Source organism: Candidatus Limnocylindrales bacterium (assembly GCA_035571835.1).
GTDB lineage: Bacteria > Desulfobacterota > Binatia > UBA1149 > CAITLU01 > DATNBU01.
Window position 1 is genome coordinate 1 of sequence record DATNBU010000013.1, and the last position, 26,072, is coordinate 26,072.

At 66.0% G+C, this 26,072-nt stretch carries 28 protein-coding genes; 24 read left to right on the forward strand and 4 right to left on the reverse strand.

What is annotated here, in order from left to right; all coding sequences use genetic code 11:
- From VN634_05560 to VN634_05595, 8 genes are all read left to right on the forward strand, one after another.
- Positions 1 to 312, forward strand: a 312-nt coding sequence (locus VN634_05560; protein ID HXC50333.1) for a hypothetical protein, incomplete at its 5' end; no start/stop codon positions are given.
- 10 nt (positions 313 to 322) lie between these two features.
- Positions 323 to 1,963, forward strand: a complete 1,641-nt coding sequence (locus VN634_05565; GenBank protein HXC50334.1) for a glycosyltransferase family 39 protein — start codon at positions 323 to 325, stop codon at positions 1,961 to 1,963.
- Between the two features lie 3 nt (positions 1,964 to 1,966).
- Entirely contained in the window at positions 1,967 to 3,268 is a 1,302-nt protein-coding gene (locus tag VN634_05570; GenBank protein HXC50335.1) for a nucleotide sugar dehydrogenase, read from the forward strand.
- Between the two features lie 6 nt (positions 3,269 to 3,274).
- Positions 3,275 to 4,474 carry a glycosyltransferase gene (locus VN634_05575; GenBank protein ID HXC50336.1) on the forward strand — a complete coding sequence of 400 codons (1,200 nt, stop codon included), beginning with the start codon at positions 3,275 to 3,277 and terminating at the stop codon, positions 4,472 to 4,474.
- Positions 4,471 to 5,562, forward strand: coding sequence for a glycosyltransferase family 2 protein (locus VN634_05580; protein ID HXC50337.1), 1,092 nt, complete (start codon positions 4,471 to 4,473; stop codon positions 5,560 to 5,562). Before VN634_05575 ends, VN634_05580 begins: the two co-directional genes overlap by 4 nt.
- Positions 5,563 to 5,579: 17 nt before the next feature.
- On the forward strand, positions 5,580 to 6,368 hold the full coding sequence (locus VN634_05585; GenBank protein HXC50338.1) for a glycosyltransferase family 2 protein: 789 nt from the start codon (positions 5,580 to 5,582) through the stop codon (positions 6,366 to 6,368).
- An 11-nt stretch (positions 6,369 to 6,379) separates the two neighbouring features.
- Positions 6,380 to 7,309 carry an NAD-dependent epimerase/dehydratase family protein gene (locus VN634_05590; protein HXC50339.1) on the forward strand — a complete coding sequence of 310 codons (930 nt, stop codon included), beginning with the start codon at positions 6,380 to 6,382 and terminating at the stop codon, positions 7,307 to 7,309.
- Positions 7,310 to 7,503: 194 nt separating this feature from the next.
- Positions 7,504 to 8,508, forward strand: a complete 1,005-nt coding sequence (locus tag VN634_05595) for a DUF1566 domain-containing protein (protein ID HXC50340.1) — start codon at positions 7,504 to 7,506, stop codon at positions 8,506 to 8,508.
- Between the two features lie 67 nt (positions 8,509 to 8,575).
- On the opposite strand, the gene hisG is transcribed toward VN634_05595, so the two are convergent.
- On the reverse strand, positions 8,576 to 9,448 hold the full coding sequence (gene hisG, locus VN634_05600) for an ATP phosphoribosyltransferase (protein HXC50341.1): 873 nt from the start codon (positions 9,446 to 9,448) through the stop codon (positions 8,576 to 8,578).
- A gap of 89 nt (positions 9,449 to 9,537) precedes the next feature.
- Between hisG and lpxD the strand changes: the two genes are divergently transcribed.
- The 13 genes from lpxD to lptE all read left to right on the forward strand — a co-directional run bounded on the left by lpxD (position 9,538) and on the right by lptE (position 20,732).
- Positions 9,538 to 10,587 carry a UDP-3-O-(3-hydroxymyristoyl)glucosamine N-acyltransferase gene (gene lpxD / locus VN634_05605; GenBank protein ID HXC50342.1) on the forward strand — a complete coding sequence of 350 codons (1,050 nt, stop codon included), beginning with the start codon at positions 9,538 to 9,540 and terminating at the stop codon, positions 10,585 to 10,587.
- A gap of 162 nt (positions 10,588 to 10,749) precedes the next feature.
- Complete coding sequence (locus VN634_05610) at positions 10,750 to 11,268, forward strand: DUF177 domain-containing protein (GenBank protein ID HXC50343.1); 519 nt, start codon at positions 10,750 to 10,752, stop codon at positions 11,266 to 11,268.
- Positions 11,269 to 11,293: 25 nt separating this feature from the next.
- A complete protein-coding gene (gene rpmF / locus VN634_05615; protein HXC50344.1) occupies positions 11,294 to 11,476 on the forward strand; it encodes a 50S ribosomal protein L32 in 183 nt (60 codons plus the stop codon).
- 158 nt (positions 11,477 to 11,634) lie between these two features.
- Positions 11,635 to 11,865, forward strand: coding sequence for an acyl carrier protein (gene acpP, locus VN634_05620; protein ID HXC50345.1), 231 nt, complete (start codon positions 11,635 to 11,637; stop codon positions 11,863 to 11,865).
- Positions 11,866 to 12,399 (forward strand): ribose 5-phosphate isomerase B, encoded by a 534-nt coding sequence (rpiB, locus tag VN634_05625; GenBank protein HXC50346.1) that lies wholly within the window; start codon positions 11,866 to 11,868, stop codon positions 12,397 to 12,399.
- A gap of 17 nt (positions 12,400 to 12,416) precedes the next feature.
- Entirely contained in the window at positions 12,417 to 13,670 is a 1,254-nt protein-coding gene (glyA, locus tag VN634_05630; protein HXC50347.1) for a serine hydroxymethyltransferase, read from the forward strand.
- A 47-nt stretch (positions 13,671 to 13,717) separates the two neighbouring features.
- Positions 13,718 to 14,191, forward strand: a complete 474-nt coding sequence (gene nrdR / locus VN634_05635) for a transcriptional regulator NrdR (GenBank protein HXC50348.1) — start codon at positions 13,718 to 13,720, stop codon at positions 14,189 to 14,191.
- A complete protein-coding gene (ribD, locus tag VN634_05640) occupies positions 14,188 to 15,363 on the forward strand; it encodes a bifunctional diaminohydroxyphosphoribosylaminopyrimidine deaminase/5-amino-6-(5-phosphoribosylamino)uracil reductase RibD (GenBank protein ID HXC50349.1) in 1,176 nt (391 codons plus the stop codon). The genes nrdR and ribD overlap by 4 nt, the downstream gene beginning before the upstream one ends.
- A complete protein-coding gene (gene ribA, locus VN634_05645; protein ID HXC50350.1) occupies positions 15,360 to 16,610 on the forward strand; it encodes a GTP cyclohydrolase II in 1,251 nt (416 codons plus the stop codon). The genes ribD and ribA overlap by 4 nt, the downstream gene beginning before the upstream one ends.
- Complete coding sequence (ribH, locus tag VN634_05650; protein ID HXC50351.1) at positions 16,607 to 17,065, forward strand: 6,7-dimethyl-8-ribityllumazine synthase; 459 nt, start codon at positions 16,607 to 16,609, stop codon at positions 17,063 to 17,065. The genes ribA and ribH overlap by 4 nt, the downstream gene beginning before the upstream one ends.
- Positions 17,062 to 17,511 (forward strand): transcription antitermination factor NusB, encoded by a 450-nt coding sequence (nusB, locus tag VN634_05655; protein ID HXC50352.1) that lies wholly within the window; start codon positions 17,062 to 17,064, stop codon positions 17,509 to 17,511. Before ribH ends, nusB begins: the two co-directional genes overlap by 4 nt.
- A gap of 45 nt (positions 17,512 to 17,556) precedes the next feature.
- Positions 17,557 to 20,085, forward strand: a complete 2,529-nt coding sequence (leuS, locus tag VN634_05660; protein ID HXC50353.1) for a leucine--tRNA ligase — start codon at positions 17,557 to 17,559, stop codon at positions 20,083 to 20,085.
- Between the two features lie 62 nt (positions 20,086 to 20,147).
- Complete coding sequence (lptE, locus tag VN634_05665; GenBank protein ID HXC50354.1) at positions 20,148 to 20,732, forward strand: LPS assembly lipoprotein LptE; 585 nt, start codon at positions 20,148 to 20,150, stop codon at positions 20,730 to 20,732.
- Positions 20,733 to 20,745: 13 nt separating this feature from the next.
- Here the strand turns inward: lptE and rpsT are convergent, their stop codons facing one another.
- Positions 20,746 to 21,012 (reverse strand): 30S ribosomal protein S20, encoded by a 267-nt coding sequence (gene rpsT / locus VN634_05670; GenBank protein HXC50355.1) that lies wholly within the window; start codon positions 21,010 to 21,012, stop codon positions 20,746 to 20,748.
- Between the two features lie 35 nt (positions 21,013 to 21,047).
- Between rpsT and murJ the strand changes: the two genes are divergently transcribed.
- A complete protein-coding gene (murJ, locus tag VN634_05675; protein HXC50356.1) occupies positions 21,048 to 22,766 on the forward strand; it encodes a murein biosynthesis integral membrane protein MurJ in 1,719 nt (572 codons plus the stop codon).
- On the opposite strand, the gene mazG is transcribed toward murJ, so the two are convergent.
- Together mazG and VN634_05685 are read right to left on the reverse strand one after the other, a co-directional pair.
- Positions 22,761 to 23,555 carry a nucleoside triphosphate pyrophosphohydrolase gene (mazG, locus tag VN634_05680; protein ID HXC50357.1) on the reverse strand — a complete coding sequence of 265 codons (795 nt, stop codon included), beginning with the start codon at positions 23,553 to 23,555 and terminating at the stop codon, positions 22,761 to 22,763. The two genes, murJ and mazG, sit on opposite strands and share 6 nt — an antisense overlap.
- A gap of 56 nt (positions 23,556 to 23,611) precedes the next feature.
- On the reverse strand, positions 23,612 to 24,259 hold the full coding sequence (locus VN634_05685) for a hypothetical protein (GenBank protein HXC50358.1): 648 nt from the start codon (positions 24,257 to 24,259) through the stop codon (positions 23,612 to 23,614).
- A 443-nt stretch (positions 24,260 to 24,702) separates the two neighbouring features.
- On the opposite strand from VN634_05685, the gene VN634_05690 reads away from it, so the two are divergent.
- Positions 24,703 to 25,077, forward strand: a complete 375-nt coding sequence (locus tag VN634_05690; GenBank protein HXC50359.1) for a hypothetical protein — start codon at positions 24,703 to 24,705, stop codon at positions 25,075 to 25,077.
- A gap of 117 nt (positions 25,078 to 25,194) precedes the next feature.
- On the forward strand, positions 25,195 to 26,064 hold the full coding sequence (locus tag VN634_05695; GenBank protein HXC50360.1) for a formyltetrahydrofolate deformylase: 870 nt from the start codon (positions 25,195 to 25,197) through the stop codon (positions 26,062 to 26,064).
- Positions 26,065 to 26,072: the final 8 nt, after the last annotated feature.

The following is a 26,072-nucleotide window of genomic DNA, read 5'->3' on the forward strand; positions in this document are numbered from 1 at the left end:
GCAGTCGAGGCCGAGCTCTACCGCACCGGCACGCGCAACGTGCAGGTCGCGCGCATCGACGAGCGCAAGAAGATCATCCATCAGTTCCAGCGCCGGTCCGTCGAAACCTATGACCTCGCGGCCGATCCCGGTGAGCACGCATCGCTCGCGCCCGGCTCCGCGCCCGCCGAATCACTGATGACGGGGCTTCGCGACTGGCTCGATCAGCACTGGCACCATTTCGACCAGCGCGCGCGCAAGGAAGGCATCCAGCCGGTCGTGCTCGACGCGAAGGCAAGGGACCAGCTGAGGTCGCTCGGCTACCTCCAGTAAAAGACAAGCCGTGAATCGAACGTTGTTCTACAGCCTCGTGGCCCTCGGCCTCGCGTGGCGGATCTGGATGCTGACGCACTACCGGCTCGTCAGCGGCGGCGACGTCGACGTCTACCTCGCCGACGAGGGAATCGTCGGGCTGATGGGCAAGCACATCCTCGAGCAGCATGCGCTGCCGGTGTTCTTCTACGGCCAGTCATATCTCGGCGCGCTCGAAGCCTACGTGGCGGCGCTGTTCTTCGCGCTCTTCGGCGTAGGCCTGACATCGCTTCGTGCGGTGCCGCTGGTGTTCTCGATCGCGCTCGGAGTCGTCGTCTACCGCTTCGCGTACCGCTTTCATTCGGTGGCCGTGGCGCGCTGGGCAACCGCGCTCGTCGCGGTTGCGCCGATGTACTTCCTGCAGTGGAACCTCAAGGCGCGAGGCGGCTTCGTCGAGCACGTCTTCCTGCTGTTCGTCGTGATGCTGCTGTTCTGGTCGTTCTATCTCTATCGCCGGCGCGATCCGGCAACCGCGTTTGCGCTCGGGCTCGCTGCGGGAGTCGCGCTGTGGGTCAACCAGCTCGTCGGTGCCTATCTCGCGGCGATGGCTTTTCTCCTGCTGCTGGATCGGGAGGATCGCCGCGGCTGGAAAGAGGCCGCCATCGGTCTCGTTCTCGGTTCGTGCCTTCTCATCGGCTACAACGTCGTGCATCCGCTCGCGACGGTGCGATCGCTCGCTCGCAAGGCGCTGGTGATGAATCGCGTCGAGGCGAGCGAACGCGACGATGCGTGGGCGAGGAGGGGGTTCGAAAAGCGCATCGCAGCGCTCGGCGACGGGCTCGACAAGCTCGGCATCGTGTTCGGGGTGCCGCCGGGCGCCGACGTGGAGCGGCTCGGCATGAGCGAGGAGGCACGGGCAGGCGGGCCGCTGGCGCCGCTTCGCAGGCGGCTATTCGTGCTGCCGCTCGTGGTCTTTGCCATCGCACTGGTCGCTGCGCGCCCGCGCCGCGGGCCGGGCGGCTGGTCGGCGATCGGCTCGGATCCGCTGCTTGCGCTGTTCCTCGTCATCACGTTCGTCGTCGGCTACGTGAGTCCCAGGTACATGCTCCCGGCTTACCCGCTGGCCGCGATCCTCGCTGCCGCGCTGGTCACGCGCCTGACCGGCGTCCGCAGGGCCTGGATGACGGCCGGCCTTGCCGCGGTACTGCTGTTTCATCTCACGGGCTGGGTCGATGCGGCCATGATGCCGCCGGCTGCCGACGACGACCGAGGCGAGGTGCTCGTGCGATGGCTGGATGACCGCGGCATCCGTGCCTGTTATAGCGCGTCACCGCTTTACCACGTCGTCTTTGCGGGCGGGGAAAGGGTCGTGATTTCGCCGCTGCAGAAAGACCGGTATCCGGCCTACGACGACCGGATCGAGGCAACCGACTCGATCTGTTACGTGTTCCGCGACGACCAGACGGCCAAACGCCAGCACCTGGCGATGCTCGACCTGCTGAAGACGAAAGGTGTGCGGTACGCGGAGCAGCGCGTGGGGTCCTACAGCGTACTCTACGATTTCGAGCCGCGGCGCGCGTTGCGTGCCGGCGACGTCGAAGCCGTACGCACCGCGCCGGCGCCGGGCGGCGCTGGAAACGAAGGCGACGAATCGACCGACAGGACGGAGTGATCGATGACGAATGAGCTTGAAAAGAAGATCCAGGACGGAACGGCGCGCGCGGCCGTGGTCGGGCTCGGCTACGTGGGCCTGCCGCTGGCTGTCGAGCTCGCGCATTCGGGCCTGCACGTCACCGGCATCGACGTGTCGAAGAAGAAGGTCGACGCGATCAACGCCGGACGTTCGTACATCCTCGACGTTCCGAGCGAGCGCGTCGACGCGCTCGTCAACAAGGGGCTTCTCGACGCGACCACCGACTTTGCGGCGGTCTCGGGGCTCGACACGATCAACATCTGCGTGCCGACGCCGCTGCGCAAGACGCGCGAGCCCGACCTGTCGTTCGTGATCAGCGCGATCGACAGCCTGCTTCCGCACATGCGGCCCGGCCAGCTGCTGATCCTCGAAAGCACGACGTATCCGGGCACGACCGACGAGATCGTGCTGCCGCGGCTGCGTTCCGTCGGGCTCGAGCCCGGACGCGACGTCGAAGTCGCGTTCTCGCCCGAGCGCACCGATCCGGGCAACAAGCTGTTCGACACGCGGCGGATTCCGAAGGTCGTCGGCGGCTGCACGCCTCTCGCGAGCCGCGCGGCGCGTGCGCTCTACGGGCGCTGCATCGACCAGGTCGTCATGGTCAGCTCGCCGCGCGTCGCCGAGATGGTCAAGCTGCTCGAGAACACGTTCCGCAGCGTCAACATCGCGCTCGCCAACGAGATGGCGATGATGTGCGCCCATCTCGGAATCGACGTGTGGGAAGTGATCGACGCCGCTGCGACCAAGCCGTTCGGATTCATGCCGTTCTATCCGGGCCCCGGGCTCGGAGGGCACTGCATCCCGGTCGATCCGCTCTATCTGACATGGAAGGCGAGGGCGGAGGGATTCGAGCCGCGCTTCATCGAGCTCGCCGGCCAGATCAATGCGCAGAAGCCGGAGTTCGTGGCGCAGAAGGTCAGCGATGCGCTCAACGACCGTCGCAAGTCGCTCAAGGGGTCGAGCATTCTGGCGCTCGGCGTGGCGTACAAGCGCGACGTCGACGACGTGCGCGAGTCGCCGGCGCTCGATGTGATGACGCTGCTCGCCGCCAAAGGCGCAAAGATCACGTATTCGGATCCGTTCGTCCCGGAGATCGAGCTGCGCGGCAACAAGTTGAAGAGCGTCGAGCCTGCGGCCGCGGCGCTGGCCGCAGCCGATGCCGTGCTGCTGCTGACCGATCACACGGCATTCGACCGTCCGGCCATCGCGTCGGCGTCCAAGCTGCTGATCGACACGCGCAACGCATTCAAGGGCATCGACGGAGACCACATCCTGCGGGTCTGAGGAACGATGCCGCCGGCCGACACAGCGACGGACCGTATCAACGGAACGCGGATCGGCACCGGCGGGCTCGATCTCGGCGCGGGCCGCGAGCCGGCCGGCGAGCGCAGCAACGTGCGCAGGCGGATCGGGCTGGTGATCGGACAACTCACATATGGCGGCGCCGAAGGACAGCTGTTCGAGCTTGCGCGCGGGCTTTCGCAATCGAAGCTCGCCGATCCGGTCGTGTACTGCCTGTCCGAAAGCGACGAGCCGTACGCAAGCCGTCTGCGCGAGGCGGGAATCCGGGTGCGTGTGTTCGCGTCGCGCGGCAGCTTCGACGTCGGACGCGTGCTCGCGCTCAGGCGCGCGCTTGCTGCGGACCGCATCGAGGTCGTCCACGCGTTCCTCTTCCTTGCGAGCGGATATTCCTATCTCGCAACCCGCGGCCTTGCCGGAGTGCGCCTCGTGACGTCGGCACGCAACTGCAAGCCGGAGCCGAACCCGGTCCGGCGCGCGGTGCTGCGCGCCGCCTTTCGCGCGTCGTCGCGCGTGCTGTGCAACTCGCGCGAGATGGCACGCTACGCGGCGAGCTACTACGGCGCACCGGCCGAGCGCACGGCAGTGGTGCTGAACGGCGTCGATACGGCCCGGTTCTTCGTCGAGAGGCGGGCGCACGAAGGGCTGCGCATCGGCACGGTCGGCCGCCTCGAGCGCCAGAAGAACCTCGGGATGTTCCTCGACGCCGCGGAAATGGTTCTGGCCCGCCGCCCCGACGCCCGCTTCGAAATCGTCGGAGACGGCTCGCTGCGTGATCACTGGAAGGCCGAGATTGCGCGGCGCAGCCTCGATCATGCGGTCTCACTGCCCGGAACGCGCAGCGACATTCCGCAGCTCTTTGCCGGCCTCGACCAGTTCTGGCTGACGTCCGACTGGGAGGGCACGCCGAACGTCGTGCTCGAAGCCATGGCGGCAGGCCTCGCCGTGATCGCGACGCGCGTCGGCGGCACGCCCGAAGTCATCGACGATCGCCGCTCGGGCATTCTCGTCGAGCCCGGCGATGCTGCTGCCGTTGCGAGCGCATCGCTCGAGCTGGCGGGTGCGCCGGACGTGGCGCGTGAGCTCGGGGCCAGCGCTCGCAAGAGCACGGCGGAGCGTTTTTCGATCGACGCCATGGTGCGGGCGACGACGCGAGTCTACGAGCAGGCCGTCGCCGGGGTGCACGCATGACGGGTGCCGGCACAGGTTCGTCCTCCTCCGTGCTTCCGTTCGTCAGCGTGATCATTCCGATGCGCAACGAAGAGGCGTGGATCGCACGCTGTCTCGGAAGCGTGCTGGCGCAGGATTACCCGGCCGACCGCATGGAGGTCATCGTCACCGACGGAATGTCGACGGACTCGTCGCCGCAGATGCTGGCCGACCTCGCGAAACGCGACCCGCGGGTGCGGGTCCTCGCAAACCCCGGCCTGATCGTGCCGACCGGCCTCAACCTGGCGATTGCGGCGGCACGTGGCGACGTGATCGCACGCATCGATGCGCACACGATGATCGAGCCCGACTACCTTCGGCGCGGCATCGAGCTGCTCGCGCGCACCGGAGCGAGCAACGTCGGCGGTCCGATGATCTGCCGCGGCGGCAGCCCCGTCGGCGATGCGATCGCGGCGGCGATGGCGTCGCGATTCGGCATCGGCGCGACGTTTCATTTCGCCACCGGCGAGGTCGAATGCGACACGGTCTACATGGGGATGTGGCCGCGGCGCGTATTCGAGGAAGTGGGCCTGTTCGACGAGGAATTCGTCCGCAATCAGGACGACGAGCTGAGCTACCGCATCCGCAAGGCCGGAGGCCGGATCGTGGTCTCTCCGGTGATGCGCTCGATCTACCAGAACCGCGAATCGTGGAAGGCGCTCGCGAGCCAGTTTCGGCAGTACGGGGTCTGGAAAGTGCGCGTGCTGCAGAAGCATCCGCGCCAGATGAGCATCCGGCATTTCGTTCCGCCGCTGTTCCAGGCCGGCGTCGTTGTGCTCGTTCTCGGCGGAATCGTCGTCTGGCGGCCTGCGCTCTGGATCGGTCTTGCAGCCGTGGCATTGTACGCCGGTTTGATCGGCGTCGTTGCCGTTTCGGGCGCGCGGGGCGCTGCGGCGAGAGCGCGACTGTGGCTCGCGCTCGTGCTGATTCACCAGAGCTGGGCAGCGGGCTTCCTGATCGGTCTCGTTCGATTCGCCAACAGGTGGGGTGACACGGGCGGCGGTGCAGGGCGGCTGCCGCCGGCCTGCGGCGGGCAAAAGGTGTTTGAAAGGCAACTGGACAAGGCATGAGCGGAGCGAAGGTTTCAATGGCAAGCGACAACGAGTTCACCGTATCGGTGCTGATACCCTGCTACAACGAGCTCCACACCGTGGAGAACGTGATCGCGCGAGTTCGCGCCGTTCCCGTCAAAAGCGAGATCATCCTCGTTGACGACTGCTCGAAGGATGGCACGCGCGACCTGCTGAAGAAGATCGCGGCCGACGACCCGTCGCTCAAGGTCTATTTCCACGAGATCAACCGCGGAAAGGGTGCGGCGATCCGGACGGCGCTCGCGGCTGCGACCGGCGACGTCGTCGTCGTGCAGGACGCCGACATGGAATACGACCCCATGGAGTACCCGGTCCTGCTCGAGCCGATTCTCCAAGGCGTGGCCGACGTCGTCTACGGCTCGCGCTTTCTCGGCGGCCCGCACCGCGTGCTGTTCTTCTGGCACCAGCTCGGCAACCAGTTCCTGACGCTGCTGTCCAACGTGATGACCAACCTGAACCTCACGGACATGGAAACCGGCTACAAGGTTTTTCGCCGCGAGGTTGTCCAGCGCATGCGCCTGACCACCGATCGCTTCGGCTTCGAGCCCGAGGTCACGGCGCGTGTTGCGCAGATGCGATGCAGGATCTTCGAAGTTCCGATCTCGTACTGGGGCCGCGACTACGACGCCGGCAAGAAGATCACGTGGCGCGACGGCGTCGCCGCATTCTGGTTCATCTTCAAGTTCAACGTGCTCGATCGCATGCCGGCGACCGAGCGGGTTCCTCCGTCCGAAGCGCACTGGGTAAGGCTCGCGGGCGACCGGACGCCGAGGACACGCTCCTGAGCGCGACCTGGCTGGTCACCGGCGGCGCCGGTTTCATCGGCTCGCACATCGTCGCCGAGCTCGTCCGCCGCGGCGAAGCGGTGCGCGTGTTCGACAATTTTGCGACCGGTCTCGAGAGCAACCTGGCTCCGCATGCCGGCCGCATCGAGATCGTGCGCGGCGACCTGCGCGACGGCGACGCGGTCGCCGGTGCGACCAGGGGTGTGACGTACGTGCTGCATCTCGGTGCGCTCGGCTCGGTGCCGCGCTCGGTCGAAGACCCGAAGACCAGCAACGACGTCAACATCAACGGCACGCTCAACGTCCTCGTGGCCGCGCGCGACGCCGGCGTGCAGCGGGTGGTCTTTTCTTCGTCATCGTCGGTCTACGGAGCCAACACGGAGATTCCGAAGCGCGTGGGCATGGCGACCGATCCCGTCTCGCCGTACGCCGTCACCAAGCAGGCGGCCGAAAGCTATACGCGTGTGTTCTGGCGGGTGTACGGGCTGGAGACGGTGGCGCTGCGTTATTTCAACGTGTTCGGCGAGAACCAGCGGCCGGATTCTGCATATGCCGCGGTGATCCCGAAATTCATGCGCTGGGCGATGCGCGGCGAAGCGCTCGAGATTCACGGCGACGGGCTCCAGTCGCGCGATTTCACCTACGTGGACAACGTCGTCTCGGCGAACCTGCTGGCCGCAACCGTGGATGGAGTGGCGGGCGAGGTCTTCAACATCGCCTGTGGTGGAAGTTACACCCTGATCGAGATCGTCGAAGCGCTCGAGCGCGCGCTCGGACGGCCGCTCGAGCGCCGCCACCTCGAGTCCCGCGCCGGCGATGTCAAAAAGAGCCTGGCCGATATCGGACCGGCAATCGACCGTCTCGGGTACCGCGTGCTGGTCGATTTCGACAGTGGCCTCTCCCGCACATGGGACAGTTTCCGCCAGCGTCATGCAGCCTGAACGCATCGCCAGCGCCGGCAGCGACAGGCGGTCTTATGCGGTCAAAGGGGACGCTCTCAGCGGCAAAGTCGAGTCGATCCTTTGTCGATCCTTTGATGTACCGAAAAACCGGTCTTGTCAGTAGACCGTTCGGGGCCTAGGCTTCTGCATGGCCTTCCCGACCGAACTCGGGCCTCAGCCAACGGAGAACCAGAATGAAGCTTTCATCGAGAATTATCGCGATTTCCGTGTTCGGTCTTGCCGCCATCGACGCCGCCGCTGCGGTCCCCCCCGATGCGAAATGCGAATCCGGCCAGCTCAAGGCGGTTGCTTCGTATGCTTCGTGCCGTCTCAAGGCGGATGCGACCAGTATTCTGAAAAACCTGCCGCCGGACTTTACGAAGTGTTCAGAGAAGATACTGAGCAAGTTCGCCAATCTCGAGGATCCGGCGGGTGTGTGTAACAGCGAGGGGGATGTGAATCAGATCATCACCCTCAGCGACGACTACGAGGCCACCGTCGCATTCATTCTTTCCGGTTCGACGACGACCACCACGACGACCACCACCACGCTGGGACCTACCGGCGAATGCGGTGATGGCGCGATCGACGCCGGCGAGGACTGCGATATCGGAAATCTCGGCGGCGCGACGTGCGCGTCCGAAGGATTCTTCAACGGCACGCTGGCATGCGGCCCGGGCTGCACGTTCGTGACGACCGGCTGCCATGCGACCCGATTCGAGGATACGGGCACCACGATCCTCGATCACCAGACCGAGCTCGAGTGGGAAAAGAAGGGGAACTCCGACGCTACGGCGAACCTCGCCGACCCGCACGACGTCGACAATACGTACACATGGGCCGCCAGCGGCAGCGTGATGTCCGGAACGCTCTACACGGACTTCCTGCTCAAGCTCAACGGCGTTACCACCGGCTCGCCATCGTTCTCGACCTCGGGCTGCTACGCCAGTCATTGCGACTGGCGTGTTCCGACCATCGACGAGCTCAAGACGATCACGATCCTGTCGCCGGGATGCGGAGCGGCGCCGTGCGTTCAGGACGCACTCTTCCTGCCCAACCGCTCGGGCTTTTACTGGTCGAACTCGTCGGTAACGTCACCGACCACCGGTGCGTACGTCATTACGTTCAACACCGGTGCTCCGGCTTCGGACCTGAAGACGACTTCGAAGTTCGTGCGCGCGGTGCGATCGACCAACTGACCGTCGATCGCGAGGTCGGCCCAGGGCCGAGCATCTTCGGCTTCGGGCCGAGCATCTTCGGCTTGGCTCAGAGCACCTTGTTGAGCGGATACTCGATGATTCCCTCGGCTCCTGCAGAGACGAGCCGGGGGATCAGGTCGCGCACGACCTTCTCGGCGATTACGACTTCGATCGACAGCCAGTCTTTCTCGTAGAGATTGGCGACCGTCGGCCCCGTAATCGACGGCAGCAACGCAATCACCTCGCCGACGCGCTCACGAGGAACGTTCATTTTCAGCCCGACCTGGGCTTCCGCCTTGAGCGCGCCCTGCAGCAGGATCGAGATCTGGTCGATCTTGCCGCGCTTGAACGGATCGGCGAGCGCGGCCCGGTTCGCGATGAGCTGCGGGTTCGACTCCATCAGGTCGGCGATGATGACGAGGCCGTTGGCGCGCAGCGTGCTGCCGGTTTCGGTAACCTCGACGATTGCGTCGCAAAGGCCGGCTGCGACCTTGGCTTCGGTTGCACCCCAGGAAAACTCGACACTGACCGGAACGTTGCGTTCGGCAAAATAGCGCCTGGTAAAACCGACGAGCTCGGTGGAGATCCGCTTGCCCGCGAGGTCTTCGGCGCGCCGGATCGGAGACTCGGCGGGCACGGCGAGCACCCAGCGCGTCGGCCGGAACGAGGCCTTCGAATAGACGAGGTCGCAGATGACCTCGACGTCCGAAGAATTCTCGGCGATCCAGTCCTTGCCGGTCACACCGCAGTCGAGCGAGCCGAGCTCGACGTAGCGGGCCATCTCCTGGGCGCGCACCAGTGAGCACGCCAGCTCGGGATCGTCGATGTTCGGGAAGTAGCTGCGCGAGCTGGTGGTCACGCGCCAGCCGGACTTCTTCATCAGATCGATCGTGGTCTGCTCGAGGCTGCCCTTGGGGAGGCCGAGTTTGAGAACGTTCACGCGTGTGTCCTTTGCGGGATGGGCGGCTGAGCCGGCGCTGCGGAATCCGCGATAGTTGCGGAGCAGCGGATGAAAGGCAAAAATCCCGCATGCGGCTCGACGAGATCGCGCATCGACTCGATCTCGAGCTCGATGGCCGCCCTGGCGACGAGGCGATCGACATCCGTTCGCTCGCTCCGATCGAGGACGCTGCCGAAGGGGACCTGACGTTCGTTGCCGCTCCCCGGTATCGGCCTCTGCTGCGTACGACCAAGGCATCGGCCGTCATCCTGGCTATCGGAGAAGATGCCTGCGGACGGGCGGCCCTGCGTGCCCGCGACCCGTATTCCGCATTCGCGCATGCGCTCGCGCTGTTCGATCGCCGCCGGCGACCGTTGCCGGGAATCCATCCGACATCGGTGATCGCACCCAGCGCCAGGCTCGGCGAGCGGGTTTCGATCGGAGCCTTCGTGGTCATCGGCGACGACAGCGTGGTCGGCGACGACAGCGTGCTGCATCCTCACGTAGTGGTTTATGCTTCGGTCCGAATCGGCCGTCGTTTCACGGCTCATGCGGGGAGCGTGGTCCGTGAAGGCGTGACCATCGGCGACGATGTCGTGTTGCAGCCCGGGGCGATCGTCGGAGGCGACGGGTTCGGATTTCTCCCGTCCGGAAGCGATGTTCCGAAGTCCATCCCGCAGATCGGCGGCGTTCGTCTAGAAGACCACGTGGAGCTCGGCGCGAATACGACGGTCGACCGGGCGACCGTCGGCGACACTGTCCTCGGACGCGGCGTCAAGCTCGACAACCTCGTGATGGTCGGCCACGGCAGCCGCATCGGGGCAGGGACCATGCTCGCCGGGCAATGCGGCATGGCCGGCAGCACGCGCATCGGGGAACGCGTGATGGCCGGCGGCCAGGCGGGCTTTGCCGGGCATCTTCGCGTGGGCGACGACGTGCGCATCGCGGCGCGCGCCGGGATCATTTCGGACGTGCGGGCGGGTACCACCGTGGCGGGCATGCCGGCGGTCGAAATCGCCCTGTGGCGGCGTACGGCAAGCGCGCTGCTGCGCCTGCCGGAGCTTCTGCGTCGCGTGCGCCGCCTCGAGAATTCTCTTGCGAAAACGGGCCGCGAGGACGCCGAGCCCGGCGACGGCTGAGGAGTCCCGCTCGAGCGTCCCGCCGTAAGAACCGCCCGCATTCCTCGCGCGCCGTCGTCGCGTTGCCTCTGCGGGCTGCTTTCGCTAACTGATCCTGTTCGCGCCTCGGACACAGCGAGCACAGGCGGTGGTCCGGTCGGCCGGGTTGGGAAGGGGCATGTCGTGATCATCAGGGTCCCAGACCTCAAGGAAGAGGTCCGGCAGCTCGAGTTTTTCGAACCGGCTGACGAGCTCAACACGCAGGTGAACGCGAGTCCCGGGGCCGACGACCAGCATTTTTGCAGGGATCTGGCTGTCGTCGCGGAGATTTACCGGACCGGGCACGACGTTCATTTCCAGGGCAGCATCGACGGCGAGGTTCGCGAGACCTGCGCGCGCTGCCTCGAAGAGTTCGAGCGGCCCCTGCACCGCGAGTTCCGGTTCGTCATCCTGCCCCGCGTGGCCAGGGATGACGACGCGGAAGACGACGAAGGGGTCGATCACTACAGCGGTGACGATCTCGATCTGAGTCCGCTGGTGCGCGAACAGGCGCTGCTGTCGTTCGAATCGCTGCCGCTGTGCAGCGAGGAATGCATGGGCCTGTGTGCGGGTTGTGGCGCCAATCTCAACCGGGAGAAGTGCACGTGCCCGGAAACCGGCAGGGTTCGTCCCCTGCGAGCGATCGAGTTACCGAAAGTCTGAGCAAGAAAGTTCGAGGAGTACGAAGATGCCGGTTCCGAAGAGAAGAACATCCAAGTCGAAGAAGAACATGCGCCGCGCCCATGACTTCCTGACCCCGATCCAGCTGGTCGCGTGCGCGAACTGCGGAGAGCGCACGATTCCGCATCGTGCATGCCGCGCGTGCGGCAACTACGACGGCCGTCGCGTCATCGAAACCGCGGAAGCCTAGACCACTCCGTCGCCGCGAGTATTGCGGCAGATTTGCCCGCGGAATACCGCGAATTTCTGCACTGCGGGCGCCTTGCAAGCGGGTAGTGGCCTTTGTATGAACCCGCCTTTCGGGAGGCTTCGGCCGGTCTTCCGCAACGTAGAATGGGAGATGTTCCGATGTCTGCAACCGAACGAGTCGTCGAGATCATCTGCGACCAGCTCACGCTCGATCCTTCCCAGGTCACGCCCGATTCGTCGTTCCTCGAGGATCTCGGGGCCGACTCGCTGGACATCGTCCAGCTGATCATGGCGCTCGAAGAAGAATACGGCCTGGAGATCTCCGACGAGGACGCCGAGAAGATCCGCACCGTCCAGGACATCGTCGATTTCATCGACAACCGAAAGTAGATGACCGCCGCGGCGGCCACCCCAGACAGCAAGACCGCTACCGCGGTCACTCGGGATGGCAAGGCCGCCGCGCAGAAGTTCGTGGTCGCAAGCGACCACGCGGCAATCGCGGCCAAGGCCGTGGTGCTCGACGAGCTGCGGTCCTGCGGGATCGAGGCAGTCGACCTCGGCCCGAACGATTCCGCATCCGTCGATTACCCCGATTACGCCGAGCGCGTTGCTCGCGGCGTGTCCGCTGGAGAGGCCGACCGCGGCGTGCTTCTGTGCGGCACCGGCATCGGCATGTCGATTGCCGCCAACAAGGTCGACGGCGTGCGGGCTGCTCTCGTACACGACGTGACGACTGCCGCGATGTCGCGCCAGCACAACGACGCGAACGTGCTGGTTCTCGGCGGCGGGCTGCTCGGCGACCGGCTGATTCGCGACATTGTGAGGACTTGGGTAAACAGCCGGTTCGAAGGCGGGCGCCACGAGCGGCGACTCGACAAGATCCGCAGCCTCGAAGGGACTCGCGAGACCACTCCGCGAGGATGACCGCAAGGAAGAACGCCGTGAATGTTCTGGAGCGAAGCGACCCGGAGATTTTTGCTGCCATCTGCGCGGAAGGGCGCAGGCAGGAGCTCAACCTCGAGCTGATCGCATCGGAAAACGCGGTCAGCGAAGCCGTCCTCGAAGCGGTCGGCTCGGTGCTGACGAACAAATACGCCGAGGGTTATCCGGGGCGCCGCTACTATGGCGGCTGCGAATTCGTCGACGTTGCCGAGGAACTCGCGATCTCGCGCGCCAAAGAACTGTTCGGAGCCGAGCACGTCAACGTGCAGCCCCATTCCGGATCGCAGGCGAACATGGCCGTGTACTTCGCGAACCTCGCGCCGGGCGACACCATCCTTGCGATGAATCTTTCGCACGGCGGGCACCTCACGCACGGCAGCCCGGTCAATTTCTCCGGCCGTTTCTTCCAGGTCGTCCCTTATGGTGTGGGCGAGGGCGACCATCGCATCGATTACGACGAAGTGCGCGCGCTGGCGCGCCAGCACCGCCCGAAGATGATCGTCTCGGGGCACAGCGCGTATCCGCGGATTCTCGATTTCGCCGCGTTCCGCAGCATTGCGGACGAAGTCGGCGCGCTGCTGATGGCCGACATCGCGCATGTGGCGGGGCTGGTCGTTGCCGGCCTGCATCCGTCGCCGGTCCCGCACTGCGATTTCGTCACGACGACGACGCACAAGACGCTGCGCGGGCCGCGTGGAGGGATGATCCTCTGCAAGGCCGAGCACGCGAAGAAGATCGACTCGTCGATCTTCCCGGGAAACCAGGGCGGACCACTGATGCACGTGATCGCGGGAAAAGCGGTCGCGTTCCGCGAGGCGCTGCGTCCGGAATTTCGTACATACCAGGAAAACATCATCGAGAACGCCGCCGCGCTCGCGCAGGCGCTGATGGAAGCGGGCTTTCGCCTCGTTTCGGGCGGCACCGACAACCACCTGATGCTCATCGATTTCCGCGACACGGAGATCACCGGAAAGAAAGCGCAGGAAAGTCTCGACCTCGCGCGCATCACGACCAATCGCAACACCGTTCCGTTCGATCCGCGCTCGCCGTTCGTGACGTCCGGGGTGCGCATCGGGACGCCGGCGGTGACGACGCGAGGAATGGGGCAGACCGAGATGCGCGAGATCGCCGCTTTCATCGCGCGCGGCCTGGCATCGCCCGACGATGCGGCTTCGCTGGCCGCTGTCGCACGCGACGTCGAAGCGCTCTGCCGCCGGTTCCCGATCTATCCGGGCCGCCACTACGCGAGCTGAGCTGCCGGCGGCTTCGTCCGCGGCAGTCCACAGGACGAGGACGAGCGATGCGTTGTCCTTTCTGCCAGCATGCGGACGACAAGGTCGTCGATTCGCGCGAAGGCGACGGCGGTGAGGTCATACGCCGGCGTCGCGAATGTCTGTCCTGCAAGCGGCGTTTCACGACCTATGAACGCATCGACGTGGTGATGCCGCTGGTCGTCAAGAAAGACGGACGCCGCGAGCCGTGGGACCGCATCAAGCTCGAAGCCGGATTCCACAAGGCGTGTGAAAAGCGGCCGGTTCCGGCCGATGCGATCGATGAAGGCGTCTCGCGCATCGAGCGGGCCATCCAGGACAAGGGCCTGCGCGAGATCCGCAGCGAGGATGTCGGCGAGCAGGTGATGGAGACGCTCAAGACGCTCGACGAGGTTGCGTATGTGCGCTTCGCATCGGTCTATCGCTCGTTCCGCGACATTGCCGAGTTCCAGCGCACGGTCGAGAACCTCGTGAGCGAACGAAACCGCGGCGGCAAGGAATGAATCCGCGCCGATCGGCCGGAAGCTCCGGCAAGAAGCACGTCGCGTCCCGCACAGACAAAAAGCTTGCCGCCGGCAACGGAAGCAGCGTCGCTGCAGGAATCGACGAGAAATGGATGCGCGAAGCCATCGCCGAAGCCGAGCGCGGCCTCGGACGGACGACTCCGAATCCCGCCGTCGGTTGCATCCTCGTCCGCAACGGCCGTGAGGTCGCCCGTGGTCACTACCGGGGCGCCGGCGGTCCGCATGCCGAAGCCGTGGCGCTGGCGGCGGCCGGATCGAAGGCGCGAGGCGCCACCGCGTACGTGACGCTCGAGCCGCACGCTCACCAGGGCCGCACGCCGCCGTGCACCGATGCGCTGATTCGCGCGGGCGTTCGTCGAGCGGTCATCGGATGCGAGGATCCCCACGAGATCGTCCGCGGTCGCGGGCTGCGCCAGCTTCGCGGCGCGGGCGTCGTCGTCGAGTGCGGCCTGCTCGGGGACGAATGCGGCGACGTGATTCGCGGATACCGCCGCTTCATCACGGGAAAAGGCCCGTATGTGCATCTCAAGCTGGCCGCGAGCCTCGACGGGCGCATTGCGGCCGCGGGCGGTGATTCACGCTGGATCTCGACCGATGCGTCGCGCGCGCTCGTGCAGAAAATGCGCGCGCGGTCCGAGGCGATCCTCGTCGGGATCGGTACCGTGCTTGCCGATGACCCGCGCCTGACGTGCCGGATTCCGGGGGCTCCGTCTCCGCTGCGTGTCATCCTCGATCCGGAGTTGCAGACGCCTCCGGACGCCAACGTGATTCGCGGACGCGGGCGGGCGCTCATCATCGGAAGCGCGTCGGCGCCCCTTCGACGTCGAGAGCGCATCGAGCGGGCGGGCGCGACGGTCGAGTGTTTTGATACGCGCGGCGTTCGTGGCTGGAAGAGGCTTCTCGGCCGACTGGCCGGGCACGGTGTCATGGAACTGCTGGTCGAAGGCGGAGGATCGGTGGCTGCGTCGGCGGTCAAAGCCGGCGTGGTCAATCGCGTCTCGATCTTTTACAATGCGCGGTTTCTCGGCGCCGACGGAGTTGCAATGATCGGCGCGCTCGGAGTGCGCCGCGCCGCCGACGGGCCGAAGCTCAGGACGCTCGGCGTGCAGCGGATCGGCGAAGACATTTTGTGGGAGGGGGAATTCGAGTGACGCGCGCCGCATACGGAAAACTTGCCGAGCTCACGGTCGCGATGCGTGAGATTCGTCGCGGCTCCGGCGTCGTTCTCTTCGACGAGAATCATCCGGAAAACGGCGGCTACCTGGTCGCGAGCGCGCGCCGCATCACGGCCGAAATGGTCAACCTGATGGCCAGCCGTGCGGGAGGCCTCGTATGCCTGGCCGTCCACGAGGACCGGCTTCGCAAGCTCGGCATACCGCTGCTCGTCGCCGACAGCCCGTTTCGCCAGGGCCATGCCTTCGGTGCATCCATCGAAGCCGCGACCGGCGTGACGACCGGCATTTCGGCGGCCGATCGCGCGGCGACCATCCTCGTCGCGAGCGGCCCCGATGCCGTACCCGCCGATCTGGTGATGCCGGGACATATCTTTCCGATCCAGGTGCGTAGCGGGGGCGTGCTGGTGCGCGCCGACGCGGCTGCTGCGGCGTCCGATCTCTGCGCACTCGCCGGCGAGTCCGAGTCGGCCGCCCTCTGCGCCGTGCTCGACGAAACCGGCGAGCTCGCCAGCCTGGAGAGCCTTTCGGCATTTGCCGAAGAGATCCACGCACCGCTCCTGCCGATCGGAGCGATCGTTGCACACCGGCTCGCGACCGAAGTCGTCGTCGACCGCATCGCCGAGCGCGACATGGAAAGCGGCTACGGCGGTCGCTTTCGCGCGATCGTCTATCGAAACGATTTCGATCGCGACGAGCACATGGCGCTCGTCGCCGGCGATCTCGCCGGCAGCGATCCGGTGACGGTGCGCGTGCACTCGCAGTGCCTGACCGGAGACGTCTTCGGATCGACCCGCTGCGACTGCGGCGACCAGCTGCGTCTCGCGATGGATACGATCTCGCGCGAAGGGCGCGGCGTGATCGTCTACATGCACCAGGAGGGCCGCGGCATCGGTCTCGCGAACAAGGTTCGTGCCTACGAGCTCCAGGATCAGGGACGCGACACGGTCGAAGCCAACCTCGATCTCGGATTCGGCGAGGACCTGCGCGACTACGGGATCACCGCCCAGATCCTCAAGGATCTCGGCGTAAAGCGCGTACGCCTGCTGACCAACAATCCGCGCAAGGTCGCGAGCCTCGAACGCTACGGAGTCTCCGTCGTCGAGCGGCGCGCGATCGAAATCCCTGCCCATGAGGACAACATCGCGTATCTTCGCACCAAGCAGCACAAGCTCGGCCACCTGCTCGAGTTCCCGACTCCGGGCGACAAGGACCGCGGCGAATGACGGAGAGCATTCGCATCGCGATCGTGGTCAGCCGTTTCAACCGGTCGGTCACCGACAATCTGCTCGAAGGCGCGCGCGCCGCGGCGGCAAAGCTCGGCGTGTCGTGCGACGAAGCCGACGTATTTGCGGTGCCCGGAGCATTCGAGCTGCCGCTGGTGGCCCGTGAGGCTGCCATGCGCGAGCGTTACGCCGGCGTCGTCTGCCTCGGCGCGGTCATTCGCGGCGAGACGCCGCACTTCGACTACGTCTGCAGCGAAGCGGCGGCGGGAATCGCGCGCGTCTCGATGGAGACGGGCAAGCCCGTGGCGTTCGGCGTGCTGACGACCGACGACGTCGGTCAGGCGCTCGAGCGTGCCGGCGGTGCAGTCGGCAACAAGGGTTACGAAGCCGTGGTCACGGTGGTCGAGACTCTCGAAGCGATCGAGCGGGTGCGAGCGGCCGGGAGCGGTGCGTGAGCAAGCCGTCGCGCCGCAAGGCCCGTGAGGCAGCGCTGCAGCTTCTCTACCAGGTCGACCTTACCGGCAACCGGGACGACGATGCGTTCGCGACCTACTGGCAATCGTGGCCGGAGATCGAGCTGGATCCGCGCACGCGCGAATTCGCAGAAACGCTCGTGCGCTTCGTGCTGTCGGATGAGACCCGCATCGACGCGGCAATCGATGCGGCCGCGAGCAACTGGGATCTCGACCGCTTCTCACGCGTCGATCTGAACCTGCTGCGCCTGGCCGTCGGCGAGCTGCTCGGTTCGCCGGAGGTGCCGGCGCCGGTCGTCATCAACGAAGCGGTGGAAATCGCACACCGCTTCTCGGACGAGAAGGCGGCATCGTTCATCAACGGTGTGCTCGACCGGGTCGCGCGCGATACCGGACGGATATCGAAAGCGCGCGGGGCGCGCAGCTAGCCAACGCGCGAGGCGCGCGGCCACAGAAGAAAGGAGAGCAGGACGATGCTGCCCGAACGATACGACGCCGGCGAGATCGAGCGTCGATGGCAGGCGAAGTGGGAAGACGCGGCATCCGCTCCACGGGCCGCCAGCGCGGATTCCACTTCACCGGCCGCCAGCGCGGCCTCCGCGCCGCGCGCCGACGGAACCGGTAAATCCTTCTATCTGCTCGAGATGTTCCCGTATCCGTCGGGCCGCATCCACATGGGCCACGTCCGCAACTACACGATCGGCGACGTGCTGGCGCGGTTTCTGCGCGCGCGCGGATTCGACGTGCTGCATCCGATGGGCTGGGACGCGTTCGGTCTTCCCGCTGAAACGGCCGCGATCCAGCGCGGAGTGCAGCCGGCGGCGTGGACGTACGAAAACATCGCGTCGATGCGCGTGCAGCTCAAGCGGCTCGGCTTCAGCTACGACTGGTGGCGCGAGATCGCGACGTGCCATCCGGGATACTATCGCTGGGAGCAGGTGTTCTTCCTGCAGATGCTCGAAAAGGATCTTGCATATCGCAAGAAGGCAGTCGTCAACTGGTGCGAACAGTGCGGCACCGTGCTTGCGAACGAGCAGGTCGAAGGGGACCAGTGCTGGCGCGGCCACACGCCGGTCATCCAGAAGGAGCTCGACGGCTGGTTCCTCCGGATCACCGCATACGCGGACGAGCTTCTGAAGGGACTCGACGGGCTCTCCGGGTGGCCCGAGAAAGTCCGCACCATGCAGCGCAACTGGATCGGCCGCAGCGAAGGCGTCGAGATGTCGTTTCGAGTTGCGGAGACCGGCGACGATATCGGCATCTTCACGACGCGTGCGGACACGCTGTTCGGCGTGACGTTCGTTTCGATCGCCGCCGAGCATCCGCTCGTGGAGAAGCTGGCCCAGGCCGGCGGCAACGCCGAGGCCGTGCGCGAGTTCGTGCAGAAGATCCGCCGGCAGGACCAGGCCGAGCGTTCGCAGGGCAAAGACGGCGTCGCCACCGGCTGTCACGCGATTCATCCGCTCACCGGGGAGAAGGTGCCGGTCTACGTCGCGAGCTTCGTGCTGATGGGCTACGGCACCGGTGCAGTCATGGCGGTGCCGGCGCACGATCAGCGCGACTTCGAGTTCGCGCGCACGCACGGCGTTCCGATCGTCGTCGTCGTCGATCCGGAAGGCTCCTCGCTGTCGGCGGACGAGATGACGGCGGCATTCGAAGACGACGGCGTGCTGCGAGCGAGCGGAAAGTACACGGGGCTTTCCAGCGCCGACGCGCGCGAACGAATCGCCGGCGAGCTCGAAGGAATCGGGAAGGGCACCCGGCGCGTCAACTTTCGCCTTCGCGACTGGGGCATCTCGCGCCAGAGATACTGGGGCACGCCGATCCCGATCATCCATTGCGTGAAGTGCGGCGTGGTTCCGGTGCCGCGCGAACAGCTTCCCGTAGTTTTGCCGACCGATGCGCCTCTGCTGGCCGGCGGCGCGTCGCCGCTTCCGTTACTGGAATCTTGGGTACGCGTTGCGTGTCCTGCATGCGGCGGCGATGCCCGGCGCGAGACCGACACGATGGACACGTTCGTCGAGTCGTCGTGGTACTTCCTGCGCTACACGTCGCCGCGCAGCGAAAACGCTCCGTTCGACCCCGCTGAGCTCGCGCGCTGGCTGCCGGTGAGCCAGTACGTCGGCGGCGTCGAGCACGCCGTGCTCCATCTTCTGTATTCGCGGTTTTTCACGCGCGTGCTGCGCGACCTGGGCTGGGTCGATCTGGACGAGCCGTTCACCAACCTGCTTACGCAGGGCATGGTCATCAAGGACGGCGCGAAGATGAGCAAGTCGAAGGGCAACGTCGTCGACCCGGACGACCTCGTGCAGGCATTCGGCGCCGACACCGCGCGGCTTTTCTCGATGTTCGCTGCGCCGCCGGAAAAGGATCTCGAATGGAGCGAGCGCGGCGTCGAAGGAAGCCATCGTTTCCTTTCGCGCGTGTGGCGCATGGCGCTCTCTGTCCCCGACGCACCGCTTGCATGGCAGGATCCGGGCGCGGACGGCCTTTCGAGCGAGAGCGCCGCGTTGCGCTCGGTGGTCCACGACACGATCCGGCGCGTGACGCGCGACATCGGCGAGCGCATGCATTTCAACACCGCCGTTGCCGCGATCATGGAGCTCGTCAACGCGATCTACGACCGCAGCGCCAGCTCGGCAGGCAGCGAAGGCCCGCGTGACCCGGTGCTGCCGTTCGCCGTGGCGACGGTGCTGCGGCTGCTGATGCCATTCGCACCGCACATGACATGCGAGCTCTGGGAGCGGCTGGTCGGTGGTGCGGGCCTCGAGAGCATCGCGTGGCCGGACTATGACGCGGCGGCGCTCGTCCGTGAACGCATCGAGATCGCCGTGCAGGTCAACGGCAAGGTGCGCTCGCGCATCCTGATCGGCGCCGAATGCTCGGACGCCGAGGCCATCGAAGCCGCGCTCGCCGATGGCAAGATTCACGCGGAGCTCGCCGGACGTGTCCCGCGAAAGAGTGTCTACGTGCGCGGGCGCCTCGTCAGCGTCGTTGTCTGATGCCGCTCTTCGGGCAGAGCTACGGATGCCGGCTGCGGTTCTCGAAGACTGTGGGTGCTGCCGTGCGTGCTCGTGCAATCGCGTCCGCGGTGGCGCTGCTCTTCACCGCGGCCGGCTGCGGCTATAGCTTCGTGCGTTCGGTGGCGGTTCCTGCCGACGTTCGAACGGTGCTCGTGCGTGTGCAGCTGCCCGAGCGAAGCGATCCGCTGATCGCCGATGCGCTCGCGCGCGAGATGCGCAGGGTGCTGCGATGGAACGGCCGCTTCCGGCCTGTGGAAAGCGGCAAGGCCGACGCGGAGCTCGTGCTGCACGTGACCACGGACCGCATCCGCGCGGTCGCGTTCGATGAGTTCGACCAGGTCCTGGACTACCAGGCGACGATTGCGGTCAATGCGCAGCTGCGGCGCACGGGCGATGCAGTGCTGTGGTCCGCGGAGCACGTCGCGGCTACCCGGGGCCAGGCCGCGGTGCAGGGCGCAATCGTGACGTCGAGCTCGTCGTTCCAGGGCGGTGACATCGTCTCGCGCGAGGACCTCGGAAAATTCGACGGCGTGCAGCTCGGCGAAGAACGCAAGATCGCCGCACGCGACGCGGTGCTGCGCGACCTGGCCGAGACGGTCTATTCGCGCATGACCGAAGGGTTCTGACGGTGGGGGATCTTCAGCCTTTGAGCGCAGCCACGCTGCGTGCCAGGCGGCCGCTCTGGCGATCCGCCGTGCGGCGGTGAAGGACGCCTTTGCTCGCAGCCTTGTGGAGCTGGCTGGCGGCTTCGCGAAGCTTGCCGTCGGCCGCGTCCTTGTCGCCCGAGGCGACGGCTTCGCGCAGCTGACGAATCATCGTGCGCAGCTTGGCGCGCACCGAACGGTTGGCGATCCGGGCTTTCTCGGACTGGCGATGGCGCTTGAGCGCAGAAGGATGATTGGCCACGGAACCTCCGGTGGTGATTTCAGCTGAGCGAAACGATGCCCAGTATCAACGGAGAAGGGGACGGTCAAGCCGCGAAGGGCGTGCCCGGCCGGCACGCTCTGCCGCTCGCCGACGAGCGCGCCAGCGTCTCGCGCGCCGCGCACGTGCTCGCCGTGATGACCGCAATCTCGCGGGTTGCCGGGCTTTTCCGCGACGCGGCCATCGGCGCGGTGTTCGGAACCGGCGCCGGTGCGGACGCGTTCTTCGTGGCCTTCCGCATTCCGAATCTGATGCGACGCCTGGTTGCGGAAGGCGCGACATCGGCCGCGTTCGTGCCGGTGCTCACCGAGCGTCTCGCAAGCGGCGGCGAATCATCGGCGCTGAAGGCGGCCGGAGCCGTCGGCGGCGCGGCATTCGTGGTGCTGGCGGTTCTGACCGTCGCCGGGATGGCATTCTCGGGCGTGCTGACGTCGCTGTTCGCGCCCGGCTTCTCGCGCGACGCGGCGAAGCAGGCGCTCACTGTCTCGCTGACCTGCTGGACGTTTCCGTATCTGCTGCTGGTCGGTCTGGCGGCGTGGGCAATGGGAGTCCATCACACGTTCCGCCGCTTCGCGCTGCCCGCGATCGGCCCGGTGATGATGAACGTCGCCATCATCGCGTTCGCGCTGCTTGTGGCGCCGCGCCTGGAGACGCCGTCGTGGGCGCTCGTGGCAGGCGTAGTCGTCGGCGGCGCTGCACAGCTCGCCGTCCAGGTTCCGTCGCTGTGGCGGCTCGGGCTTCGGCCGTCGATGTTTGCGAATTTCTCGGACGCGGCCGTCCGGCGCTGCGGCCGGCTCGTCGCCGCCGCGGTCGTCGGCGGTTCTGTCTACCAGCTCAGCGTGCTGGTCGCGACGATGTTCGCATCGCTGCTTCCGCCGGGCACCGTCTCGTACCTGTGGTACGCGGACCGGGTCTTCGAGTTTCCGCTCGGCATCGTCGCGGTCGCGGTTGGAACGGCGGCGCTTCCGAGCCTCTCTTCGCAGGCCGCCGCGCGCCACCTCGACGGAATGGCCGAAACCGTGATCCATGCGATGGGGCTGACGATCGCGTTCTGTCTGCCCGCAGCAGTCGGTCTCGTGCTGCTGTCCGACGACATCACCGCGCTGCTTTTCGAGCGCGGAAGCTTTGCCGCCCACGACACGGCAATGACGGCGTGGGCGCTGCGTGCGAGCGTGCCGGGACTTCTCGGCGTGGGACTCGTGCGCGTGCTGTCGGCGGCGTTCTTCGCGATCGAGAACACGCGTGTTCCGGTGCTCTCGGGGATCCTGTCGTTGTTCCTCGGAGCGGTCCTGTCGATTGCGCTCATGGGGCCGGTCGACCCGGGTATGGCGTGGTGGGGCGCCGGCGCACTGTCTGCGCTCAGCCATACGCTTGGGGTCGCCGACTACCGGCACGCCGGTCTTTCTCTCGCGACCGGGCTGTCATCGACGGCCAACGCCGTCGTGCTGCTCGTCCTGCTGCGCAAGGCCCTTCCCGGGCTGCGCCTCGGGATGCTCGCCCGGCCGGTGCTGCGCCACGCTGTTGCAGCGACGGTGATGGCGGCCTTTCTCATGGGATGGAAGGCTCTGGCGGCATCCTGGAGCTTCGAGGGTGCACTTGCGGTGCGGGTGGCGGGCGGAATCGCCGGGGGCTCGGCCATCTACCTTGCGGTGGCGGCGCTGCTCGGGAGCGCAGAGATCCTCGAGCTGCTGGCGGCGGTGCGGCGAGCGGCCGAGCCGCCGCCGGTCGCGTCATGACTCGCTGGTAAGGCGCTTGGCCTGCTGCCAGGCCGCTTCGAGCTCGTCCGGCGAGCACGCGGCAAGGTCGCGGCCCTGGTCCTGCATCGAAGTCTCGAGCGCGCGGAAACGCGCCTGGAACTTGACGAGCGCGCGCTCGAGTGCGACCTCGGCGTGCACGCCGGAAAGCCGCGCCCAGCTCGCAATCGCGAACAGCAGGTCACCGATCTCTTCGGCCAGCATCTCCGGATTCCCCGAAGCGAACGCCGCGTCGGCTTCGGCGAGCTCTTCTTCCACTTTGTGACGCACGTCGACGGCGGCGGCCCAGTCGAATCCGACGGCAGATGCTTTCTCGCCGAGCCGGTGCGCGCGGATGAGGCCGGGAAGCGAGCGCGGAACGCCGTCGATCGCCGAGGACGACGCATGTCCGCGCTCGGCGCGTTCGGTCTTCTTGATCGCAGCCCAGTTGCGTTCGACCTCGCTCGCCGAGCTCACCGTCGTGTCACCAAAGACGTGCGGATGACGGCGCACGAGTTTCGCGCAGATGTTTTCGACGACATCGTCGATCGAGAATGCGCCGCGCTCGGCGGCAAGCTCGGAGTGGAAGATCACCTGCAGGAGCAGATCACCGAGCTCGTCGCGGAGCTCGGCATCGCTCGCGGCATCGAGAGCCTCGAGCACCTCGTAGGCTTCCTCGATCAGATAAGGGCGCAGCGTCTCATGCGTCTGCTCGGCGTCCCACGGACATCCACCAGGGGAGCGCAGCTTGTGAAGGATCGCGACGAGGTCGGCGAAAGAGCGTCGGGTCACGTGGATTCCGTTGCTGGCGGCTCGTCGCCGGAAGACGCGCCGGTGGCGGGGGTGAGTTAGTTGATGGAAGCCCTGGCCACGGAGGAGCCGAGCTCCTCGAGCAGGGCGGAGGCCTCGTCGAACGACTTGCGGCGCCCCTGGATGCACGCGAGGTGAGCCGCGCGGCGCGCCTCGCGTCGTGCCTGGTCGATATCTCCATCATGGGCAAGCGCTCTGGCGAGCGACACGCGCGTTCCGACGCCGCCCGGATTGAGCTCGGTGGCCCGGCGGAGCAGCCTCAATCCTTCGCGGGCATCTCCGCCGAGAAGCGACGGAAGGTCGAGCAGAACGCCGCCCTTTGCCGCCAGTGCGTTCGCATAGCCCGGGTCGAGTGCAATCGCTTTATCGAGATACTGCTTGTCCAGGGCCCGAAGCGCGAAAAGATTCTTGGTTGCGCCGTCCGCCAGCAGAATCCGTCCGGTCGCGGCGAAATACACGAAATTGGCGCCTGCGGAGTTCGGATTTCTTGCCAGCGCCGCCTCGGCCTCCTCACTGGCATGCCTGTAAAGAGTCAGCGTGACGTCATCGACTGCGAGCCGAAGCTCGGCCGCGCGCAGCGTTCGCTCGGCTGTGAGTACCCCCTGATCGGTTTCCATTGCGCAGGCGGGTGCGACCGCAAGCAGCGTCGCAACGAGGTAAACAATGGAGATTGATTTGCGGATCACACCCGTCCTCAAGTTCGCACGAGCGTTCACCCAGACGGTCCAAGTGCGCGTCTCGCCGCGATAAAACGATGGGTTAACACGCCCTGTGCTCTGTCACAATGGCAGAAGTCGGCATCGGCTGCGCACCGGCGTCGCAACAGTCTGAGTCCAATTCCAAGTCGCGAGCGTGATTCCACGTCAGTCAAGTCTCTTTCAGCCATAAACGGCAGAGGTGGATCGCTCGAAACCGCCTTCGTGAATTGGCCTTGAAACTGGGGAAGCAAGCGGGATTTCAAGGCATTTACGGCGCGTCGCAGCATGTCCCGCAAAATCGTCAGTCTGTCTGCCGGGTTCGTTGACCGTCGGCGGTAGTGGCCGTAATCACTGAGTCACGGGGAAGCACAGGTAAGACCACGGGTCGCCTGAAGCCGATTGTCGATCGCAACCAAGGGAGAGGTTGAGCCATGAGTCACCCAGCAGCCATGTTCGCAACCGTAGAGCAAGTGGGAATCGAGCCTTCGCGCGAGCCTGAAAATCGCCTGATGCTTGCTGTGCTCGAAGAGGCGCTGGTGACTTTCCAGCGCGGCCTCAATTCGCCGGTGCCAGAGCGCCGCAAGCGCTTCTGTGAAGTCGACAAGTGGGTCTCGGAGAAAGACTCCGACTGGCCATTTTCATTCGAGAACATCTGCCAGACGCTTCGCATCGATCCGGATTACATCCGGGCCGGCCTGCGCACGCTCAAGTGCCAGTCGCTTCTGCATCGATCGCAATCTCGCGGCCGCAAGCTGCGGCGTGAGCGAATCTACGATCGTCGCGGATGGCGCGGTCACATCAAGTAAACGTTCCTGTCTGCACGCTCTCGCAATCGGCCGGCGACCTATAGACGCCGGCCGACGGGAAGCACGGCGGGGGACGAGTCGCTTGCGGCACTGATCCCCCGCCGTTAGCTTCCCCGGATGCCCGCATCCAATCCGGCAGTCGTTTCCGTCCTCGGGCGGGACCAGAAAGGCGTCGTCGCCAGGATCTGCACGTACCTGGCCCAGCACAGCGTCAACATCGAACAAATCGAGCAGAACGTGATGGAGGGCCTCTTCATCATGTCGATGCTCGTCGATCTCAAGGATCTTGATGTCAACCTCGACACGCTGATTCTCGACCTCAAGGGCATCGGGTCGGAGATGCAGATGGAGGTGACCATCCGCCTGCACGGCGAGCGGACGCAGAAACGTGTTGCGCTTCTCGTGTCGAAAGAAGCCCACTGCCTCGAAGCCCTCATCGACGCGCACGCGAACCAGGAGCTCGACGCCGAGTTCCCCGTCGTGCTGTCGAATCATCCGGACCTCGAACCGCTCGCCGTCGCCGCCGGCATTCCGTTTCGCTGGGCACCGTCGACCGACAAGCCGGCGCACATGGAATTCCTGGCGAAAGAGCTTGCGTCGGTCCGACCGGATTTCGTCGTGCTCGCGCGCTACATGCAGGTGCTGACGCCCGAGCTGACGCGCGCGTACGCCAGCCGCATCATCAACATCCATCCGTCGCTGCTGCCGTACTATCCGGGCGCGAACGCGTACAAGCAGGCCTATGAGGCTGGAATCCGCGTGTGCGGCTGCACCGCGCACATCGTGACCGAAGAGCTCGACAAGGGTCCGATCCTGCTGCAGGACGTCTTTCACATACGGGTCGGCGAAGACTCGCTCGAAACCGTCAAGGCCAACGGCCGCGCGCTCGAGGCCAAGGTGCTGACCAAGGCGGTTCAGCTTTGCGTGCGCGACGAGATCGTCGTGATGGACGGAAAAGTTCTGTTCCGTCCCGGGCGCGTCAACTAGGCGAAACC

What these genes read in the sequence shown, in the direction of transcription:
- rpmF (HXC50344.1), top strand. Translation starts at nt 11,294, where the DNA reads ATGCCGGTTCCGAAGAGAAGAACATCCAAGTCGAAGAAGAACATGCGC.
- murJ (HXC50356.1), top strand. Translation starts at nt 21,048, where the DNA reads ATGCCCAGTATCAACGGAGAAGGGGACGGTCAAGCCGCGAAGGGCGTG.
- acpP (HXC50345.1), top strand. Translation starts at nt 11,635, where the DNA reads ATGTCTGCAACCGAACGAGTCGTCGAGATCATCTGCGACCAGCTCACG.
- leuS (HXC50353.1), top strand. Translation starts at nt 17,557, where the DNA reads ATGCTGCCCGAACGATACGACGCCGGCGAGATCGAGCGTCGATGGCAG.
- ribH (HXC50351.1), top strand. Translation starts at nt 16,607, where the DNA reads ATGACGGAGAGCATTCGCATCGCGATCGTGGTCAGCCGTTTCAACCGG.
- VN634_05595 (HXC50340.1), top strand. Translation starts at nt 7,504, where the DNA reads ATGAAGCTTTCATCGAGAATTATCGCGATTTCCGTGTTCGGTCTTGCC.
- VN634_05570 (HXC50335.1), top strand. Translation starts at nt 1,967, where the DNA reads ATGACGAATGAGCTTGAAAAGAAGATCCAGGACGGAACGGCGCGCGCG.
- rpiB (HXC50346.1), top strand. Translation starts at nt 11,866, where the DNA reads ATGACCGCCGCGGCGGCCACCCCAGACAGCAAGACCGCTACCGCGGTC.
- VN634_05695 (HXC50360.1), top strand. Translation starts at nt 25,195, where the DNA reads ATGCCCGCATCCAATCCGGCAGTCGTTTCCGTCCTCGGGCGGGACCAG.
- lpxD (HXC50342.1), top strand. Translation starts at nt 9,538, where the DNA reads ATGCGGCTCGACGAGATCGCGCATCGACTCGATCTCGAGCTCGATGGC.
- VN634_05690 (HXC50359.1), top strand. Translation starts at nt 24,703, where the DNA reads ATGAGTCACCCAGCAGCCATGTTCGCAACCGTAGAGCAAGTGGGAATC.
- VN634_05580 (HXC50337.1), top strand. Translation starts at nt 4,471, where the DNA reads ATGACGGGTGCCGGCACAGGTTCGTCCTCCTCCGTGCTTCCGTTCGTC.
- nrdR (HXC50348.1), top strand. Translation starts at nt 13,718, where the DNA reads ATGCGTTGTCCTTTCTGCCAGCATGCGGACGACAAGGTCGTCGATTCG.
- VN634_05585 (HXC50338.1), top strand. Translation starts at nt 5,580, where the DNA reads ATGGCAAGCGACAACGAGTTCACCGTATCGGTGCTGATACCCTGCTAC.
- VN634_05575 (HXC50336.1), top strand. Translation starts at nt 3,275, where the DNA reads ATGCCGCCGGCCGACACAGCGACGGACCGTATCAACGGAACGCGGATC.
- ribD (HXC50349.1), top strand. Translation starts at nt 14,188, where the DNA reads ATGAATCCGCGCCGATCGGCCGGAAGCTCCGGCAAGAAGCACGTCGCG.